This is a genomic window from Paenibacillus sp. J31R122, from assembly GCF_056269185.1.
Window position 1 is genome coordinate 254,191 of the sequence record NZ_JBWDNM010000008.1, and the last position, 17,851, is coordinate 272,041.

The window sequence follows — 17,851 nt, forward strand, 5'->3', positions numbered from 1 at the left end:
CTCCTACCTCTTAGTTAGTATGGGCTTTGATCTTTTATTCGCTGCTAATAAACTGATGCTCAGGCATTCCCTTCAAGTCACTGAGAAACTGCTGCATAGCCGTATTTAAATAACGACTGGATTTATAGACGACTCCAACAGGATGGCTTGTTTCCAGCTCATGCACTTTTATAATCTTTAACGTGCCTAGTCGAAGCTCGTTCGCGATCGATAGCTTCGATACAACAGCAGCACCGAGATTAATTTCAACCATTCGTTTTACTTCCTCGCTGCTCGATACTTCCATAACAATATTAGGGTTGAGATTATATTTACGGAAAATTCGATCAACAAATCTGCGGCCAAGCGTATCAGGTGAGAGCATGATCATGGGAATGTCTTTCAGTGTATCTACTGTAGTATGCGTTAAATGGCTCATTGGATGCGCAGGAGATACAACGAGCTCGAATGTATCGTAATACAGAACTGAGGATTTCAAATGAGGGTTTTTTTCATTTAGATAAGTGATGCCAATGTCGACAGAACCGTTTTCAACGCTAGCCATAACCTGAGATGAGGGCATGGAATGTATAGTCGTTTTAATTAATGGAAATTGGTTCTGAAAATAAGATAAAACGCGCGGTAAAATTTGGATCGCGATCGAAGCAGTTGTGCCAAGTATAATATGACCTTGCGGCGTTAAATTTAAATCAGAGAGCTTTTGCTTCAGCTCTTCTACGATGGTCAGCATTTTTTCCGCGTGTTCGAGAAAAACTTGTCCGTGATCGGTTAAAGTGACGGGCTGATTACGATCGATAAGGACCGTCTTGAACTCATCCTCCAAACTTTTGATTTGCGCGGATACAGCTGGCTGAGTTAAATTAAGCAGCTCCCCGGCTTTTCGAAAGCTCATCGTTTTGGAAATGGTGAGGAGTGTTTCAAGCTGGCTAATGTTCACGTCGACGTCAATCCCCCTTTCAAGGTTCAGACTGTTCCAAGAGTTATTTTTTCATTATAAAGGATTGCAATCATTACAGCAAAATAGGGACGAAAAATGTTCGATAAGCGCTGCGGACTCTTTATAAATAAAGAGGCTGCAGCTCGACAAGGCATAAATGGCCTGTGGAGCTGCAGCCTTTAAGTTAAAACGCGTATCAGGCTTCTATAGCCATTCCTTCTTGCGGAAAATAATAAACATGCTAATACCTAGCAGCAGCATGAAGCCGAGTAAAATGTAAGATCCAGCTTGAAAATGGAGACCAGGTATGAAGTCGAAATTCATTCCGTAAATACCTGTAATAAATGTCAATGGCATAAAGATGGTCGTAATAGCGGTGAACACACGCATAATTTCATTGGCTCGGTTGGAGACGCTTGATTGGTAAGCTTCTCGCAAGTTGCCCATCAGGTCGCGGTACGTATCGAATGACTCGGCTATTTTTAGAGCATTTTCATAAATATCGCTAAAATACTTTTGCAGCTGGTCATCGATAAGCTTTAAGTCTTTCTTATTTAAAGTAGCAATGACATCCCGTTGTGGACCCAGCACTTTTTTTAACCACAGTATTTCACCGCGCAGTCCGATGATTTCGTTCAGATGTGATTTTTTTGTATGCATGAGAATATCTTCTTCCAGCGTTTCGATTCGAGTATCGATGCGATCTCCAACGAGGAAATAGTTATCAACGACAATATCGACAAGGTGATATAGGAAGTAATCGGGTCTATTAACTTCTTGCTCCCATAAAACGGGCTTTAACGAGCGGAGCTCATTAATTTTTTGTTTAGTAACGGTTATTATAAAGTGGCGGCCAAGAAAAATATTAAGCGCGCGCAGAAAAATTTCTTCATCATCAAATCGAATGCTATTGATTACGATAAAATAATGGCTTTCATAAATCTCGATTTTTGGACGCTGCTCATCCTCGCTAAGGCAATCCTCTACAGCAAGATCATGCATGCTGAACAAGGGCTGCAAAACAGCTAAATCTTCAATGTCAGCATCAATCCAGTAAAATCCCTCTGGAGCAGGGACAAGTGTTTGTGTAATATCTTCGATAGGTGTAAATACACCATTACTAACGAGACGAATTTTCATCATCAGTCACTCCTTCTCTTCTTTAGAGGTGACTGCCGACTGAAGCGTAGGCATTGAGCATAAATCCGCATCAACTGCCTTATTCAGCTTTCAAAACTGAGCGTACGGCATAGATAGTGGATAGAGCTTCAGCCGCGTGTTCAACCGGCAGTAACCGTATTCGGTATTTTTCGGGCTTAGGTCTATCTCCGTCCATGTCCGTTTGCACTCCTTTGTTAGTCAAATAGGCGAAATAATTCTTGTCTAGTATACTCCCGTATTAGCTTTACATTCAAGCATTAATACAATGATTTTCGACCCCTATCGCTAACATATGCAAAGTCATTTATGTTTTGTGATAAGAAGACAGCTGAATGTAAAAATAAACAATCAGACGATGAAAAGATGGAAAATGCATCTGGATCTTGACTCTAATTAAAGAATGCATTAAAGTTATCGGTAAGTGAATCGCTGAAAATTGAATAGACTTACTTTCTTATCAAGAGCAGGCGGAGGGACTAGCCCGATGAAGCCCGGCAACCGGCATAACTATGCACGGTGCTAATTCTTGCGGAAACATTTATGTTTCTGGGAGATGAGAGAGGCGGATGGCTTCTTTACTGAGCATACGACCTTTTCTCACAGCAGAAAGGGTCTTTTTGTTGTTAAAGCGGTCATATCGCCTAGCTTACTTGTCCTTTAGAAGTAAGCCGTGGTAACTAAACATTTGGGAGTGATGGAAATGCCTATCAAAGTACCAGACAACTTGCCGGCTAAAGAAATACTTAATAATGAGAACATTTTCGTAATGGATGAAAGTATTGCCTATCACCAAGATATTAGACCATTGCGCATCGCTATATTGAATTTAATGCCAACTAAAGAAACAACAGAAACGCAGCTGCTTAGACTTATTGGCAATACACCGCTGCAAGTTGAGTTTGTACTTCTGCATCCTAGGACGCATATATCAAAAAATACGTCACCTGACCATCTGGAGTCATTTTACAAAACGTTCGATGAAATTTCAGATCAATATTATGATGGACTAATCATTACAGGCGCGCCAGTGGAGCATTTGCCCTTTGAGGAAGTGACATACTGGGAAGAGCTGAAGGAAATTATGGAATGGAGTACTAGACGTGTCACTTCAACATTCCATATATGTTGGGCTGCACAGGCTGGCTTGTATCATCATTTCGGAGTACCGAAGTATAGCTTGGATAAAAAGGTGTTCGGCGTATTTCCTCATACGATCGAGAAACGGAATGTCAATTTGCTAAGAGGCTTTGACGAATTGTTCTTTGTGCCGCAGTCGAGACATACGGAGTTCCGCAGAGAGGATATTGATCAGATTGATGATCTGCACATTTTGTCTGAATCACCTGACTCAGGTGTATATATTGTAGCTACAAAGGATGGTAAACAAATTTTTGTAACAGGCCACTCAGAGTATGATCCGACATCACTTAAGTTTGAATACGATCGTGATAAGGATAAAGGCCTTCACATAGATCTGCCAAAAAATTATTTCCCGGGAGATAATCCAGCAAATCTGCCGCTCTCGACATGGCGTGCTCATGCTAACCTTTTGTTCTCCAACTGGCTTAACTATTACGTATATCAACAAACACCTTTTGATCTAGGCGCAGACATTTAACGATTTTGGAAGGAGTACAAAATTATTATGAAAATCGAAAGTCATTTAGCTCAGATCGGTACTCTACATGAACCGGTTACGGGTGCGGTAAGCTTTCCTATTTATCAAGCTACCGCTTTCCGTCATCCTCAATTGGGGCAAAGCACAGGTTTTGACTATTCACGTACAAAAAGTCCTACAAGATCTGTGCTAGAAGAGGCGGCTGCACAATTGGAATCAGGTGATGCGGCATTTGCGTGCAGCTCAGGCATGGCTGCTTTACAAACGGTTTTCGCTTTATTTAGCCAAGGAGATCACCTGATTGTCTCGTTGGATCTGTACGGAGGAACATACCGTCTGCTTGAAAGAATCATGAAGAGATTCGGCGTAACGGCATCTTATGTAGATACTAATGATATCGATGCAATGTCATTGCTGTGTACAGAGAATACGAAGGCAATACTGATCGAGACGCCAACTAATCCGCTTATGATGATAACCGATATTGAACGTGCTGCTAATTGGGCCAAATCGAAAGGATTGCTCACAATTGTTGATAATACGCTGCTCACACCTTTCTTTCAACGTCCAATAGAGCTGGGCGCGGACATTATCATTCATAGCGCAACCAAATATTTGGGCGGACATAACGATGTGTTGGCTGGTCTAATTGTGACGAAGGGTAAAGAGCTATCAGATGAAATGGCATTTCTCCATAACTCGATCGGTGCGGTGCTTGGACCTCAAGATTCGTGGCTGCTTATGAGAGGGATGAAGACGCTGGCGCTTCGGATGGAACGTCATGAATACAACGCGACTCAAATTGCTAAGTATTTGATGGAACATGAGGCGATCGAGGATGTTTATTATCCTGCGCTTCCGCACCATCCAGGTCATGACATTCAGAACAAGCAATCATCAGGCAATACCGGCATTTTCTCATTCCGTTTGAAGGATGCTCGTTATGTTGAGCCGATCTTGCGTCATATACAATTAATTTCGTTCGCTGAAAGCTTAGGCGGAGTTGAATCGTTAATGACTTATCCTGCGGTTCAAACACACGCGGATATTCCGCTTGAAATTCGTCAAGCAATCGGTGTGGATGACCGACTGCTGCGTTTCTCAGTAGGTATTGAGCATGTAGATGACCTGATCGGCGATTTAGCGAATGCGCTGGCTGAAGCAAAGCGTGAGATTGCGGAGGGACTTTAATAGATGAGTGATCACGATAAAAAACAACTAGATGAGCGTAAATTTGCAACAAAGCTGATTCATTTCGGAGCGGAAATTGATGAGCATACGGGTGCTTCAAGCGTACCTATCTATCAAGCATCGACGTTCCATCATCACGATATATTCAACCCGCCGCAATATGATTACAGTCGTTCCGGCAATCCAACGAGGCAAGCGCTTGAGGATTACATCGCGTTACTGGAGGGCGGAGCGCGCGGCTTAGCATTCGCATCAGGCATGGCTGCAATCTCAACATCATTTTTGCTGCTATCCGCAGGTGAGCATGTTATTGTAACAGAAGACGTATATGGTGGTACGTACCGTTTGCTTACTACTGTTTTGGACCGTATGAACATAGAGACGACATTTGTGGATATGACCGATTTTGCTTCGGTCAAGTCGGCTCTGAAGCCGAATACAAAGGCCGTTTTTATGGAAACACCTTCGAATCCAACGCTAAAAATAACCGATATTGCCGAGATAACCGGTTGGGCAAAGGAAAACAACTTGCTAACTATGCTTGATAACACGTTTATGACGCCTTATCATCAACGTCCGATTGAGCTTGGTGTGGATATTGTTTTGCATAGCGCAACCAAGTTTTTAGGCGGACACAGTGATGTGCTGGCAGGTCTTGCGGTAACGGCTGATGAAAGTCTCGGAAGACGTCTGAAGCAGCTGCAAAATGGTCTTGGAACGGTGCTTAGCGCACAGGAATCATGGCTGTTAATGCGTGGAATGAAAACATTGAAGACTCGTATGGAACAAAGCGAGCGCAGCGCGCAAAAACTTGCTAAATGGTTGTCAGAGCATCACGAGGTGACAGCTGTTTATTATCCGGGCTTAGAAGATCACCCAGGCCGCGCGATCCACGAAAAGCAATCGCTTGGTTATGGCGCTGTTGTATCCTTCGATGTCGGCAGCGGCGATCGTGCGAAATCATTGCTGAGCAAAGTGAAAATCCCACTAGTAGCTGTAAGCTTGGGAGCGGTAGAAAGTATTCTTTCCTATCCTGCGATGATGTCTCATGCGGCTATGCCTAAAGAAGTTAGGCATGCGCGGGGAATTACTGATGGACTGGTTCGTTATTCAGTTGGCTTAGAGGACATTGATGATTTAATTGCGGATTTGGAAAATGCCTTGCGTTCATAAACTGCATTAATTGAGAGGAAACATGGATGTTCTTGTGAACATTCCATGTTTTTCTTCATTAATGGACAGATTGAGCATCATATGGCGGGTGACTTCTCTTATATATTTATGATAGGATAAATTGATTGCTATACTACTAGAACGGAAATAAGGAGGTCTTTCGGAATGGGAACGTTGGACCGTATTTTGGATAAAGCGTTACGCGGTGAACGAGTAAATTTTGAAGAAGGCATGGAGCTGTTAGCCTCGGATCAGATTGAGAAGATGGGACATGTCGCAAATCAGATTATGTTAAAGCATCATCCAGATCCGATCACGACTTTTGTCGTAGGCAGAAACGTTAACTATACAAACGTATGCGATGTATATTGCAGGTTTTGCGCTTTTTATCGCGCGCCGGGTTCGAAGGAAGGCTATGTGCTTCCGGATGATACCATATTGACGAAAATTCAAGAAACATTAGACGTCGGCGGTACTGAAATATTAATGCAAGGCGGAACAAATCCAGATTTGCCGTTTACTTATTATTTGGATCTACTTCGCAAAATTAAACAGCAATTCCCGGAAATTACGATGCACTCCTTTTCTCCTGCGGAAATTCAGAAAATGAAGGTTGTATCGGATGGTCTCTCGCTTGATGAAGTCATCAGACAACTGCATGAGGCTGGGCTGGATTCGCTGCCTGGCGGCGGAGCTGAAATTTTGGATGATCGTACTCGCCGGAAAATTAGCCGTATGAAGGGCTCTTGGACCGATTGGATGGATGTCATGAAGTCAGCGCACCGTCATGGGATGAATACGACAGCAACGATGGTGTATGGACTTGGCGAGACGGTGGAAGAGCGTGCGCTCCACATGATGCGCATTCGCGATGCTCAAGATGAATGCATTGCTAACAAATATAAATCTACGGGCTTCTTAGCCTTTATTTCATGGCCTTTCCAACCGGACAATACGAATCTGAAGCTGGAGAAGGCTAAGCCTGAGGAATACCTCAGAATAGTTGCTGCCAGCCGGATAATGCTGGACAATATTCCTAACTTCCAATCCTCATGGGTAACAATGGGTCCTGAAATGGGCAAATTGTCATTATCCTATGGTTGTAATGATTTTGGCAGTACGATGATCGAAGAAAATGTCGTATCAGCAGCGGGCACAACACATAAAGTAAACATTGATCTTATCCTTCAGCTCATTCGTGAATGCGGCAAAATTCCTGCTCAGCGGGATACCAAATATAATATTTTGAAGACGTACCATGAGAATGAAACGGCTGAGCTTGATTTTGTTATGCAGAATTAAACGAGGTAGTACGGTTACGGTTCAAAAGTTATGTATACTATGCTTTGATCGCTACTAACCAAAATGCTTCTCGACATTACTCCGCTTTTTAAGGCGGATTAGTGATCGAGGGGCATTTTTTGTTTTTGTTAATGAATTTACGTATATAGGCAGAACTCATTCCAATCTCTTCATCGTATATCCCAAGACGTGGGACCATATACTGATAAGGAAGGAAAGGAGTGAGCTAGCTTATGGAGCTGTTTACAGTATCATTATCTTCAAGCCACAGTTATTCGGTGGATAAATTAGTGAAAATGTTGACGGAACAAGTGGTCGTCGATTTACATAACGGCTCAAAAGCTGAACAAGCTGCTGCAATAGAATTTCAGATCATTTCCGCTCAAGAAATTCAATGTCAGGCAGTACTGCCATATTTTCAGCTTCAACTACATGGTCCAGCAGTATATAAGTCAACCTCGAATGTCATTGCGGAGTTTATAGTAAGTGAAATGGAGCCAGAGATGCTTGCTTCCATTATTCGCAGGAAATATCAGAAAAATAAATCAGCGGATGCAACGGTAATCGAGAAGTATTGTCATGATTTACTGCATGGTAAAGAATGGGATGGTCTTGGGTCTAAATTTCTAGATGCGGATCGCCAAAGACGAAAGGGCAAGGTTGCCAATGAAGTTGAACGATATTTGCATGAAAATACCGAGCTTAACGTGAATGGTTTTACAACTTTTAGGCTTGAGCCATATAGGAAGGAATTAGTTGAGGTTGTTGAATACGCGTTAGATGAATATATGCTTGATAAGCAGTATCAGGAGTTTATTTCACTATTGAAATATTTCGTATTCCTCCAAGATACAAAGGTGCCAATGGTGCATTTGTTACATAAGGGGGGGCATGAGTTTATACTGTATGACGAAAGCTTTCAACTGCTTGACCCCAAACCGCCTTCTGATCGTATTGTGGCTGAGATGCTTGAAACGGAAATAAATATTGAGGATATGGTGATCAGCTCTTTGATTTCTGTCTCACCTAAGCAAATCACCATTCATACAAGGCAGCCGCATATGCAAGTAATCCGTACTATTGAAACGATATTTGAACAACGCGTAACGGTATGTGTACAATGCTCATCATGCAACAGCAGCTTGGATGAACAAATTCAACCATAGCTTAACTGATATCGTAATGGCCATATTGTCCTTGACCAATTACTCAAGTCAGGCTATAATGATCCACATATAAGAACTAATCAGCGATGACAAAGATATGTGTCTGCATGGTATGTCCGGTACAGAGAGAGGAAACTTGGCTGTAATTTCCTTCCATGACGTTTGCAGATGTACCCCTTTGTAGCTGTACGGCCTAACCTATTCCGTACTCGTTTTCGAGTTTGTTATGGAAGTAAGCTGTACCGGATTTCTCCGTTACCAGATATTACGAGGACTGTGCAGCGCGAAAGAAGTTGCGGTTACAGTCGAAGTAGGGTGGAACCACGAGTATACAAGCACTCGTCCCTTTGCGGGATGCGTGCTTTTTTTGTGCTTTTTTTGAGGTATAGGATAGCACAGCGGCTTGGTACGACCAGTAACGCATAAGAAAGCTGATTGACTAACAGGAGGATGAAAGAGAATGTCTATTCAAGTGAAATTTCCAGACGGGGCTGTAAGGGAATATGCGGCAGGCACTACTATTGAAGAGGTAGCGGGCTCCATTAGCCCAGGATTGCGGAAAAATGCGATTGCAGGGAAATTAAATGGTAAAGTAGTTGACGTGTATACACCGATTGACAGTGATGCTGCTGTTGAAATCGTTACAGTTGATTCGGCTGATGGGCTAGAAGTATATCGTCACAGTACAGCGCACTTGCTTGCACAAGCGATTAAGCGTTTGTATGCTACATCGAACGTTAAGCTTGGTATTGGTCCCGTCATTGAGGACGGTTTTTATTATGATATCGATATGGAGCATTCAATTACGCCTGAGGATCTGGTAAAAATCGAGAAGGAAATGGAGAAGATTGTTCAGCAAAATCTAGAAATTCGCCGCCGTGTTGTATCTAGGGACGAAGCGCTCGCGATTTTCACTGAGCTGGATGACAATCTCAAGCTTGAGCTAATCCGTGACCTAGCTGAGGATTCAGTCATTACGATGTACGATCAAGGTGAGTTTTTTGATCTTTGTCGTGGACCGCATTTACCTTCGACTGGCAGAATTAAAGCTTTTAAACTGCTTAGCGTGGCTGGCGCTTACTGGCGCGGCGATTCTAAGAACAAAATGCTCCAGCGTATATATGGAACAGCTTTTCCTAAGAAAGCGCAGCTCGATGAGCATCTGCATTTCTTGGAAGAAGCTAAGAAGAGAGATCATCGGAAGCTAGGACGCGAGCTGAAAATGTTCACATTCTCGCGTGAGGTAGGTCAAGGCTTGCCGCTATGGCTTCCAAATGGGTCAAAGGTACGCAGAACATTAGAGCGCTACATCGTTGATATGGAGGAAAAATTGGGTTATGAGCATGTCTATACTCCTGTATTGGCTAACGTAGAGCTTTACAAAACATCCGGACACTGGGAGCATTATAGCGAGGATATGTTCCCGACAATGGTTATGGACAATGAGGAGCTTGTTCTGCGTCCGATGAACTGTCCGCATCATATGATGGTGTTCAAGAGCGATATGCGCAGCTATCGCGACTTGCCGGTTCGTATCGCTGAGCTCGGTACGATGCATCGGTATGAAATGTCGGGAGCACTAACTGGCTTACACCGTGTGCGTGCTATGACGCTTAACGATGCCCATATCTTCTGTCGTCCTGATCAAATCAAGGAGGAATTCTCACGGGTTGTGAATTTGATCCGTAAGGTTTATGAAGATTTCGGCATCAAAGATTATCGTTTCCGCTTGTCCTATCGGGATCCGCAGGACACAGAGAAATATTTCCAAAATGATGAAATGTGGGAAATGTCTCAGCGTATGCTTCGTGAAGTAGTTGAGGAGCTGGAATTGCCGTTTTTTGAGGCGGAAGGCGAAGCAGCATTTTACGGTCCGAAGCTCGATGTTCAAATTAAAACAGCACTTGGCAAAGAGGAAACACTCTCGACTGCACAGCTTGATTTCTTGCTGCCAGAGCGCTTTGAGCTGGAGTACGTAGGCGAGGATGGAAAAAAGCATCGTCCTGTAGTAATCCACCGCGGCATAATAAGCACAATGGAGAGAATGACAGCATTTTTGCTTGAGAACTTTGCCGGTGCGTTGCCGCTTTGGCTATCACCGGTTCAAGCGAAGGTTATTCCGGTATCGACAGCGTACGAGGACTATGCGCGTAAAGTCGCCGAACAGCTTCAATTAAGCGGTATCCGTGTTGAGAGTGATTTGCGAAATGAGAAGCTTGGTTATAAAATTCGCGAAGCACAGATCGAGAAAGCGCCTTACATGCTCGTTGTTGGTGAGAACGAAATGCAGGCCGACGCTGTTTCAGTTCGCAAACGCGGTGAAGGAGACATTGGCGCAATGCCGATTGCAGACTTGATCGCGCTTCTTCAGAAGCAAATCGCGGACAAGGAAATATAAGGCTGGACGCATAAAGCTTGGACGATCGGGGTATTATTCTTCTGAGGAGGAAGTACCCAGATGGTTACAAGCTTTTTTTCTATTACAAAAGGAATAACGTTATCACTGCTCGTGTTTGTTCTGGTCTTTGGTATAAAGGATAGCATCTGCTCAGCGCTTAATGAAGCAGCAGTGCAGCAGCCCAGCTCTCAAAGCAGTTCGAAGAAGAGCATTGCTATAAAAACAAATGGCGACAAGTCAGAAGCTGCAAATCATGTTAAAGAATCAACAGAGCCTAAAACGATCGAGGTCATCGCCACGGGTTATACCGCAGGCGTTGAATCGACGGGCAAGCGTCCAGGGCATCCGCAATATGGCATTACCTATTCGGGCGTAAAGGTTCGAAGAGATCAGGTTTCAACCATTGCAGCAGATCCAAAGCTCTTCCCGATTGGAACGCTGCTATACATTCCCGGTTATGGCTATGGCGTCGTGGCTGACACAGGATCGGCTATAAAGGGAAACCGTATCGACTTGTACTTCGAAACGATCAAACAAGTGTACGAGCAGTGGGGGAAGAAGACGGTCAACGTACAGGTGATTAGAATAGGAAATGGCAAGCTTTCACAGGCGTGGTTAAACAAAATTAACGTTGCTTTTGAGGTAGGAAAGCCATTCCCGCAAACGTATTTAGAATCGTAGAAGTTCGAATAATAAACGACAACAATGCCATACTATTGATGAACACGGGAGGTGAATATCATGGCTAAAAACAAAAACAACAAAGCTCAAAACAATAAAATGAATGCAGAATTTGCAGAAGAATTTAACCAGGGCAACGCTGCTGCTGGAAAACAAGCTTTGAACAATCAACAACAGAAGAATCAGAAGTAAATGTAACGATATAAAAAGAACCGCCTTGGAGCTTTCCTAGGCGGTTCTTTTATTGTCCGAAAACATTCGTTTAGTGTCATTAAACGATTTATTTGGCTATTTTTAGAATCAGCTCAGTCTAGAGACTGATTGATAATTCAATCGGACGTCCCTTTATCAATGAAGGACTGTCCGTTATACTAGATCTATCAAACTAAGATGGATGCATAAGGAGCTGATGCTGCTTGAATGGAAATTTCGCGAATCGGTTGTTCACCGGATTGATCATCATAACAATTGGCGTATTTTTTTTGTTACGGCAAACTGGACACGTGACTTTTGATTTGGGTGATTTAATATCTATTTATTGGCCTGTCATACTTATTATCTTCGGAATTAAGGGATTGCTTTCAGGTTGCTCTAATGGATCAGGCAATAGCTGGTGGGGAGCCATTATGATTGTTGTCGGATGCGTTTTCTTGGGACGGAATCTTGATTTATTCTCATGGTCCGTCGGAGATATAGTTCCTTATATTTGGCCGGTCATTGTAATTTTAGTTGGAATAAATCTGATTTGGAAGCCAAAGTCACGAAAACAAAAGCCGCCAGGCGAGGACTGGGAATCCTATCGACCGTACCCTGATCAATCATCCGTTCCGCCTGCTCCGCCGCTTCATCCTGATCCAACAAAGTCACCTTCGGAGCCAGAGGGCCAGCAGCATGCGAATGGCATTAATTTAAAAAAGGATTATGATAAACATACCCAAGACGATGCTTCTCATTATAAGAAATCTGCTCATGGGTGGAAAGATCAACAAAAAGAACATGTTGAATGGTGGCATCAAACGGATTCAAGAACACAGAATCGCTCAGGTTTTATTGGCGATATTCATATCGGTCATGATTATTTTGACCTTAGACCGCTCAATGTCTCCCATTTTATTGGAGATACCGTTTTAGACTTAACGAAAGCACAAGTGCCATTCGGAGAAACGAAAATCAACATTTCTTCTTTTATAGGCGATGTGAAGGTGTACGTACCGAATGACTTTGAGGTTGGCGTTCAAGTCGTATCAAGCGCTTTTATCGGTGATGTGAAGATTTTAGGCCGAAAGGAGGGCGGTATGTTCACGAATATAAACATACAATCGCCTTCCTACAAGGAATCTGAAAAGCAAATAAAATTGGTCGTGAGCACATTTATTGGTGATGTTCGTGTCACGAAAGTAGGGTGACCTCCGAATGATGGTTCGATTCCTTAGAAGCGGGAAGTGGGAGCTAATTGGGATGTTTGTTATAACATCCATCGTATCGTTGCTGCTTGCGGGTGCTGCTTGGCTTGGATTAGTAAATGAAATGGGACAGACGGAAACGCGCCTTTGGGCAGCCTCCGTCTTCCTGCTTGTTAGCGCGGCATTTGGATATTGGGCAGCACAGCGTATAGGGAGGCGCATCGATACGCTGCATTTGTCACTGAAGCAAGCCGTGAATGGCAATTACGCGGTTCGGATTACAGAGGAAGGCCATAATTCGTTTATAGAGGTTTTCCGTGAATTTAACGAGCTGGCAGAGAAAATGGAAGAAAAAATGAAATGGCTTCAAATAAGAAGTGAAGAATATATTATGACGGAATCCGCTTCTAATGAAGCTGCTGTGCTTGAGGAACGTAAGCGGCTTGCTCGTGATTTGCACGATACAGTAAGTCAACAGCTGTTTGCTATTCATATGTGCGCCTCATCACTTCCAAAGCTTCAACAGGTTGATCGTGAACGTGCCGACTCTGTTCTTGATCAGCTCGTTAATATGTCCAATCTGGCTCAAAAGCAGATGCGTAATTTCATTGCTCAGCTGCGTCCAATGGAGCTCGAGGGACGAACGTTATACGAAGCGCTGGGTAAGTGGTTCCCTGATTATTGTCGACAAAATCATTTGCAAGGCGAGCTTGAGTGGCGCTTGAAGGATCAATTATCGGAGGCTAAGGAGCATCAGCTCTTCCTGATCGTTCAGGAAGCAATGGCGAATATCGTAAAGCATGCTGGTGCCAGCAGCTGTACATTGACCTTCGCAGATAATGAGAGGCAGATTGTAATGATTTTGCAGGATAACGGAGCAGGATTTAAAGCAAATGAGGTGAAGCATGGGTCTTATGGGCTTTCGACAATGCAAGAGAGGGCGCAGAAGCTTGGCGGAGCAGCAGAAATTTTGAGCAAGCCTGGCAGCGGAACTAGAGTGAAGGTAACCATACCAAATATGGTGGGGAGAGCATAAATGATGAGTGGTTCTGAGCTAATAAAAATAATGATTGTCGATGATCATGATATGGTAAGAATAGGATTACGCACTTATTTGATGTTGGAGCCAAAATTTCAAGTCATTGCAGAAGAAAGTAATGGACAATCGGCCCTTGATAGACTGGCGGCAAGCTCGGAGGAAAGCCATCCTGATATTATTTTGATGGATTTAATGATGCCGGGAATGAATGGTATTGAAGCTACTAGAGCAATCATTGCAAAATATCCAGCTATGAAAATAGTTATGTTGACAAGCTTTCTTGAGGATGATAAAGTATACGGCGCTATTGAAGCGGGTGCGGTGAGCTACGTGCTCAAAACCGTTTCAGCGGAAGAATTAATCTACGCAATCAATGGTGCTAATAAAGGGATGCCGGTTATGACATCTGATGTATCACAAGCATTAACAAGAGGCTTGCGGCAGCGCAACGCACAATCAGGCGATGAAGGCTTAACGGAGCGGGAGAAGGAAGTGCTTCTTCTAATAGCGGATGGACAGTCTAACAAAGAGATTGCTGAAGAGCTGCATATTAGTGTGAAAACAGTAAAAACTCATGTCAGTAATTTACTAATGAAATGCGAGCTGGATGATCGTACGCAGCTGGCTGTGCTTGCTCATCGAAAAGGCTGGGCAAATCGCACATAATGAAGAAGGTTTCGGTTATACTACCTACTATTGAGTTTCCAATTGCGAGAACAAAGGAGTAAGGAGTATCTCATGATACCTATATCATCTGCGCTGCAATCCCAGGATCTTATGTATATTGAAACCAAAAGGTTAATGGAGTCCCAGCAATTTAGTCTTGGAGGCAATTGGGAGTATGAGAATGGCTCATTTGACCGTGCCTTGGAAAACGAGAATAAGGTTTGGCTGCGAATTCCATTTGAAGTTATTAACGGCCATATAGACAGCGAGACGGCAGATGATAACACAATGATCCGAATAGGCACACCGTATGTGCTGAAGCATCTCTACAATGAAGGAAATGACCCAACTGCCTCAGTACGCGTAATGGGTGCGATGTTTGATCAGTTTCAAGCGCCAGATAATCCAGACGCCGATATTGAATCGAAATGGGTCAACGATGCCAACAAAATTATACATGAATTAGAACGGATATTTTCAAGCTAACTGTTAAAAATGCAAACCATAAAAACGTTTCCTTTCACAATGGAACGTTTTTTTTATTTCAGTTTAAATTCCTTTTAAGTTTGTTTTAAGGTAAAATGTGCATGATAGATCTATATTAACTAATACGTATATGAAACAGAAGTTTCGTATGCATTATGCAATAAGATTCAAGGAGGAGAACTTACATGGATGATCAAAACAATAAAAATGGGTATGATGATTTTTTTCGCAACAACGAGGAAGAGAAAGACGGGTCTGATAAAAGCGTAAACGAAACAAGTTCGCAAGCTAGCTCACAGGATAGTGGCCCATCCGAATCGCAAGAGCAATCGGTTAAGCCATCCTACTATTATTCTTATGGACCGAGTAAGGCAAATCCACAGCAGGAAGGTCATACATTGAATCCGCCTCCAGTTACAGAGCAGGCTCAATTGATTCAAGATCAACCTTATGGAACAACAGCTGCAAGACCGTATAATGAAATTAACGGGAATTTTGAAGAGCGGCCTGAACAACAACAGACTCCGCAGCCGCAGCAGCAACAAACACAGACGAGAGCCTTCACACCATCGCAGACATCCGGGAAAGGATCTTGGAAAGTAAAAGAGCCACGTCGGACATCATTTCTACCTATATTCGCTTCCTTCTTAGTTGGTGTTGTTCTCGTAGGATCACTTATGTACACGTCGGATACGCGTAATTGGTTTACGGATGAATCAGCTATGGCAACTCAAACCGAAGGCGGAGGCTCAGGAAGTGCAGCAGCCGGTTCTGCAAATACGAATGGCAATGGTGAAACAGTTGCCGCGCGTCCGGATAATATCGCTGGATTATTTGAAAAAGCAAGTCCAGCAGTCGTTAAAATCGAGACCTATGTAAACGCAGCAAAACAAAACAGCGGTGGCGGCAGCTTGCTGGACGATCCGTTTTTCCGACAATTTTTCGGAGATGATTATCCAGAAACGAAAGTACCTGAGAAAGGCCAAGAAGGTAAAATGCAACAGAACGGAATTGGTACTGGATTTTTCTTTGAATCATCAGGATACATTTTGACAAATCAGCATGTTGTAGGTGAGTCTGACCAAATCAAAGTGACAGTACAGGGCTATAAAGAGCCATTTACAGCGGAGCTGCTCGGTTCCAGCTACGAGCTGGATTTAGCTGTATTGAAGATTAACGGCGATAAAGCGTTTCCTACATTGCCGCTAGGCAACTCTGATAATATTAATATTGGCGATTGGGTTGTAGCTATTGGCAATCCATATGGCTTCGATCATACGGTAACCGTGGGTGTACTAAGTGCGAAGGAGCGTCCAATCGATATTCAGGATGCACAGGGTGAGCGCAATTACGAACATCTACTGCAAACAGACGCCTCGATTAACCCAGGTAACTCTGGTGGACCGCTGCTTAATGTTAACGGGGAAGTCGTAGGGATTAATACGGCCGTTAGCTCGCAAGCGCAAGGCATTGGCTTCGCCATTCCGACAAGCACGATTCAAGGCGTATTGGATAGCTTAAAGAGCAACGTTAAAATTCCAAAACCGTTTATCGGCGCAGAGCTTCAAGATGTAACGGCAGATTTTGCTAAGCAGCTCGGCATGGATAAAGTAGAAGGTTCAATCGTAAGAAACGTTTATTATAATTCACCAGCTTATTTGGCTGAACTGCAGCAATTTGACGTTATTGTCGGAATTGATGGCAAGAAATACAATACGACAGCTGAGCTTATTGCGGAAATACAGAAGAGAAAAGTAGGCGAAAAAGTAAAATTGAACATTTTGCGTAAAGGCAGCGCGATGGATTTGCAAGTCGAGATTGGTGATAAAAACACTTTTAGCGGTGAATAGTAATAAATAGTTAAGTTTTAAACAAAAAAGCGCAGAGAGTCAGCATGCTCTGCGCTTTTTTACTGAAGAGCGGGGGACAAGTAGATGAGACAGCATATTGTAGTAGTAGATGATGATGATAAAATTATCTCATTGCTCCGGAGAAGCTTAGCATTCGAAGGTTATGAGGTAACTACCGCGTCAAATGGTATGGAAGGGCTAAAGCTGCTGCTGACGACCGACCCGGATCTGCTTATTTTGGATGTCATGATGCCGCAGGTGGATGGATGGGAAGTGTGCAGGCGTGTTCGGGAGAGCGGCAGTACGGTGCCGATTATGATGCTAACAGCTAAAGATGATATAGTTGACCGAGTAAAGGGACTTGATCTCGGAGCTGACGATTATTTAGTGAAGCCTTTTGCGCTTGAGGAGCTTCTTGCGCGGGCAAGAGCGCTGCTGCGGCGCAAATCCGATAAAATTGAAGAATCCAGCAATCAGATCGTTTTTGATGATCTAATATTGGACATGGATGCGAGGGAGGCTATACGCTCCGGTCGTCGCATTGAATTAACATCCAAGGAATACGATTTACTGCTGCTGTTCATGCAAAATCCAAGACGTGTACTGACACGTGACGCGATTATGGAAAAAATATGGGGCTATGATTTTAGCGGCGAATCCAATGTGCTTGAGGTATATATCGCGATGCTTCGGCAGAAGGTAGAGAATGGCAGTGATAAACGTATCATACAGACGGTGCGTGGAACGGGTTACGTGCTTCGCGGAGAGGCGGGGTAATTC

General features: G+C 43.4%; 16 protein-coding genes and 1 riboswitch. Of the genes, 14 read left to right on the forward strand and 2 right to left on the reverse strand.

Annotation, left to right across the window (positions count from 1 at the left end):
- Nucleotides 1–34: 34 nt before the first annotated feature.
- Both AC0YN7_RS15605 and corA read right to left on the reverse strand, forming a co-directional pair.
- On the reverse strand, nucleotides 35–937 hold the full coding sequence (locus tag AC0YN7_RS15605) for a LysR family transcriptional regulator (protein WP_475810931.1): 903 nt from the start codon (nucleotides 935–937) through the stop codon (nucleotides 35–37).
- A gap of 204 nt (nucleotides 938–1,141) precedes the next feature.
- Complete coding sequence (corA, locus tag AC0YN7_RS15610; RefSeq protein WP_475810990.1) at nucleotides 1,142–2,077, reverse strand: magnesium/cobalt transporter CorA; 936 nt, start codon at nucleotides 2,075–2,077, stop codon at nucleotides 1,142–1,144.
- 472 nt (nucleotides 2,078–2,549) lie between these two features.
- A riboswitch (SAM riboswitch) is annotated at nucleotides 2,550–2,658 on the forward strand.
- Nucleotides 2,659–2,798: 140 nt separating this feature from the next.
- Between corA and metA the strand changes: the two genes are divergently transcribed.
- The 14 genes from metA to AC0YN7_RS15680 all read left to right on the forward strand — a co-directional run bounded on the left by metA (nucleotide 2,799) and on the right by AC0YN7_RS15680 (nucleotide 17,848).
- Nucleotides 2,799–3,716, forward strand: a complete 918-nt coding sequence (metA, locus tag AC0YN7_RS15615; RefSeq protein WP_475810932.1) for a homoserine O-acetyltransferase MetA — start codon at nucleotides 2,799–2,801, stop codon at nucleotides 3,714–3,716.
- Nucleotides 3,717–3,743: 27 nt separating this feature from the next.
- A complete protein-coding gene (locus AC0YN7_RS15620; RefSeq protein WP_475810933.1) occupies nucleotides 3,744–4,907 on the forward strand; it encodes a PLP-dependent transferase in 1,164 nt (387 codons plus the stop codon).
- A gap of 3 nt (nucleotides 4,908–4,910) precedes the next feature.
- Nucleotides 4,911–6,080, forward strand: a complete 1,170-nt coding sequence (locus tag AC0YN7_RS15625; RefSeq protein WP_475810934.1) for a trans-sulfuration enzyme family protein — start codon at nucleotides 4,911–4,913, stop codon at nucleotides 6,078–6,080.
- Nucleotides 6,081–6,245: 165 nt separating this feature from the next.
- Complete coding sequence (mqnC, locus tag AC0YN7_RS15630; RefSeq protein ID WP_475810935.1) at nucleotides 6,246–7,382, forward strand: cyclic dehypoxanthinyl futalosine synthase; 1,137 nt, start codon at nucleotides 6,246–6,248, stop codon at nucleotides 7,380–7,382.
- A 233-nt stretch (nucleotides 7,383–7,615) separates the two neighbouring features.
- Nucleotides 7,616–8,548 carry a putative sporulation protein YtxC gene (locus tag AC0YN7_RS15635; protein WP_475810936.1) on the forward strand — a complete coding sequence of 311 codons (933 nt, stop codon included), beginning with the start codon at nucleotides 7,616–7,618 and terminating at the stop codon, nucleotides 8,546–8,548.
- Between the two features lie 460 nt (nucleotides 8,549–9,008).
- A complete protein-coding gene (gene thrS, locus AC0YN7_RS15640) occupies nucleotides 9,009–10,946 on the forward strand; it encodes a threonine--tRNA ligase (protein ID WP_475810937.1) in 1,938 nt (645 codons plus the stop codon).
- A gap of 60 nt (nucleotides 10,947–11,006) precedes the next feature.
- Nucleotides 11,007–11,627 carry a 3D domain-containing protein gene (locus AC0YN7_RS15645; protein WP_475810938.1) on the forward strand — a complete coding sequence of 207 codons (621 nt, stop codon included), beginning with the start codon at nucleotides 11,007–11,009 and terminating at the stop codon, nucleotides 11,625–11,627.
- A 60-nt stretch (nucleotides 11,628–11,687) separates the two neighbouring features.
- Complete coding sequence (locus AC0YN7_RS15650; RefSeq protein WP_475810939.1) at nucleotides 11,688–11,819, forward strand: hypothetical protein; 132 nt, start codon at nucleotides 11,688–11,690, stop codon at nucleotides 11,817–11,819.
- A 224-nt stretch (nucleotides 11,820–12,043) separates the two neighbouring features.
- Nucleotides 12,044–13,033 carry a cell wall-active antibiotics response protein LiaF gene (gene liaF, locus AC0YN7_RS15655; RefSeq protein ID WP_475810940.1) on the forward strand — a complete coding sequence of 330 codons (990 nt, stop codon included), beginning with the start codon at nucleotides 12,044–12,046 and terminating at the stop codon, nucleotides 13,031–13,033.
- A 7-nt stretch (nucleotides 13,034–13,040) separates the two neighbouring features.
- Nucleotides 13,041–14,066 carry a sensor histidine kinase gene (locus tag AC0YN7_RS15660; protein WP_475810941.1) on the forward strand — a complete coding sequence of 342 codons (1,026 nt, stop codon included), beginning with the start codon at nucleotides 13,041–13,043 and terminating at the stop codon, nucleotides 14,064–14,066.
- Between the two features lie 3 nt (nucleotides 14,067–14,069).
- The gene (locus AC0YN7_RS15665; protein ID WP_475810991.1) at nucleotides 14,070–14,735 is read left to right on the forward strand and encodes a response regulator; all 666 of its coding nucleotides are present in this window, start codon (nucleotides 14,070–14,072) and stop codon (nucleotides 14,733–14,735) included.
- Between the two features lie 72 nt (nucleotides 14,736–14,807).
- Entirely contained in the window at nucleotides 14,808–15,221 is a 414-nt protein-coding gene (locus tag AC0YN7_RS15670; protein WP_475810942.1) for a YugN family protein, read from the forward strand.
- A 185-nt stretch (nucleotides 15,222–15,406) separates the two neighbouring features.
- Nucleotides 15,407–17,071 carry a S1C family serine protease gene (locus tag AC0YN7_RS15675; RefSeq protein ID WP_475810943.1) on the forward strand — a complete coding sequence of 555 codons (1,665 nt, stop codon included), beginning with the start codon at nucleotides 15,407–15,409 and terminating at the stop codon, nucleotides 17,069–17,071.
- An 84-nt stretch (nucleotides 17,072–17,155) separates the two neighbouring features.
- Nucleotides 17,156–17,848, forward strand: a complete 693-nt coding sequence (locus AC0YN7_RS15680; protein WP_475810944.1) for a response regulator transcription factor — start codon at nucleotides 17,156–17,158, stop codon at nucleotides 17,846–17,848.
- The last annotated feature ends 3 nt before the right edge of the window (nucleotides 17,849–17,851 follow it).

What these genes read in the sequence shown, in the direction of transcription:
- corA (WP_475810990.1), bottom strand. Translation starts at nt 2,077, where the DNA reads ATGAAAATTCGTCTCGTTAGTAATGGTGTATTTACACCTATCGAAGAT.
- metA (WP_475810932.1), top strand. Translation starts at nt 2,799, where the DNA reads ATGCCTATCAAAGTACCAGACAACTTGCCGGCTAAAGAAATACTTAAT.
- AC0YN7_RS15620 (WP_475810933.1), top strand. Translation starts at nt 3,744, where the DNA reads ATGAAAATCGAAAGTCATTTAGCTCAGATCGGTACTCTACATGAACCG.
- AC0YN7_RS15625 (WP_475810934.1), top strand. Translation starts at nt 4,911, where the DNA reads ATGAGTGATCACGATAAAAAACAACTAGATGAGCGTAAATTTGCAACA.
- mqnC (WP_475810935.1), top strand. Translation starts at nt 6,246, where the DNA reads ATGGGAACGTTGGACCGTATTTTGGATAAAGCGTTACGCGGTGAACGA.
- AC0YN7_RS15635 (WP_475810936.1), top strand. Translation starts at nt 7,616, where the DNA reads ATGGAGCTGTTTACAGTATCATTATCTTCAAGCCACAGTTATTCGGTG.
- thrS (WP_475810937.1), top strand. Translation starts at nt 9,009, where the DNA reads ATGTCTATTCAAGTGAAATTTCCAGACGGGGCTGTAAGGGAATATGCG.
- AC0YN7_RS15645 (WP_475810938.1), top strand. Translation starts at nt 11,007, where the DNA reads ATGGTTACAAGCTTTTTTTCTATTACAAAAGGAATAACGTTATCACTG.
- AC0YN7_RS15650 (WP_475810939.1), top strand. Translation starts at nt 11,688, where the DNA reads ATGGCTAAAAACAAAAACAACAAAGCTCAAAACAATAAAATGAATGCA.
- AC0YN7_RS15660 (WP_475810941.1), top strand. Translation starts at nt 13,041, where the DNA reads ATGATGGTTCGATTCCTTAGAAGCGGGAAGTGGGAGCTAATTGGGATG.
- AC0YN7_RS15665 (WP_475810991.1), top strand. Translation starts at nt 14,070, where the DNA reads ATGAGTGGTTCTGAGCTAATAAAAATAATGATTGTCGATGATCATGAT.
- AC0YN7_RS15670 (WP_475810942.1), top strand. Translation starts at nt 14,808, where the DNA reads ATGATACCTATATCATCTGCGCTGCAATCCCAGGATCTTATGTATATT.
- AC0YN7_RS15675 (WP_475810943.1), top strand. Translation starts at nt 15,407, where the DNA reads ATGGATGATCAAAACAATAAAAATGGGTATGATGATTTTTTTCGCAAC.
- AC0YN7_RS15680 (WP_475810944.1), top strand. Translation starts at nt 17,156, where the DNA reads ATGAGACAGCATATTGTAGTAGTAGATGATGATGATAAAATTATCTCA.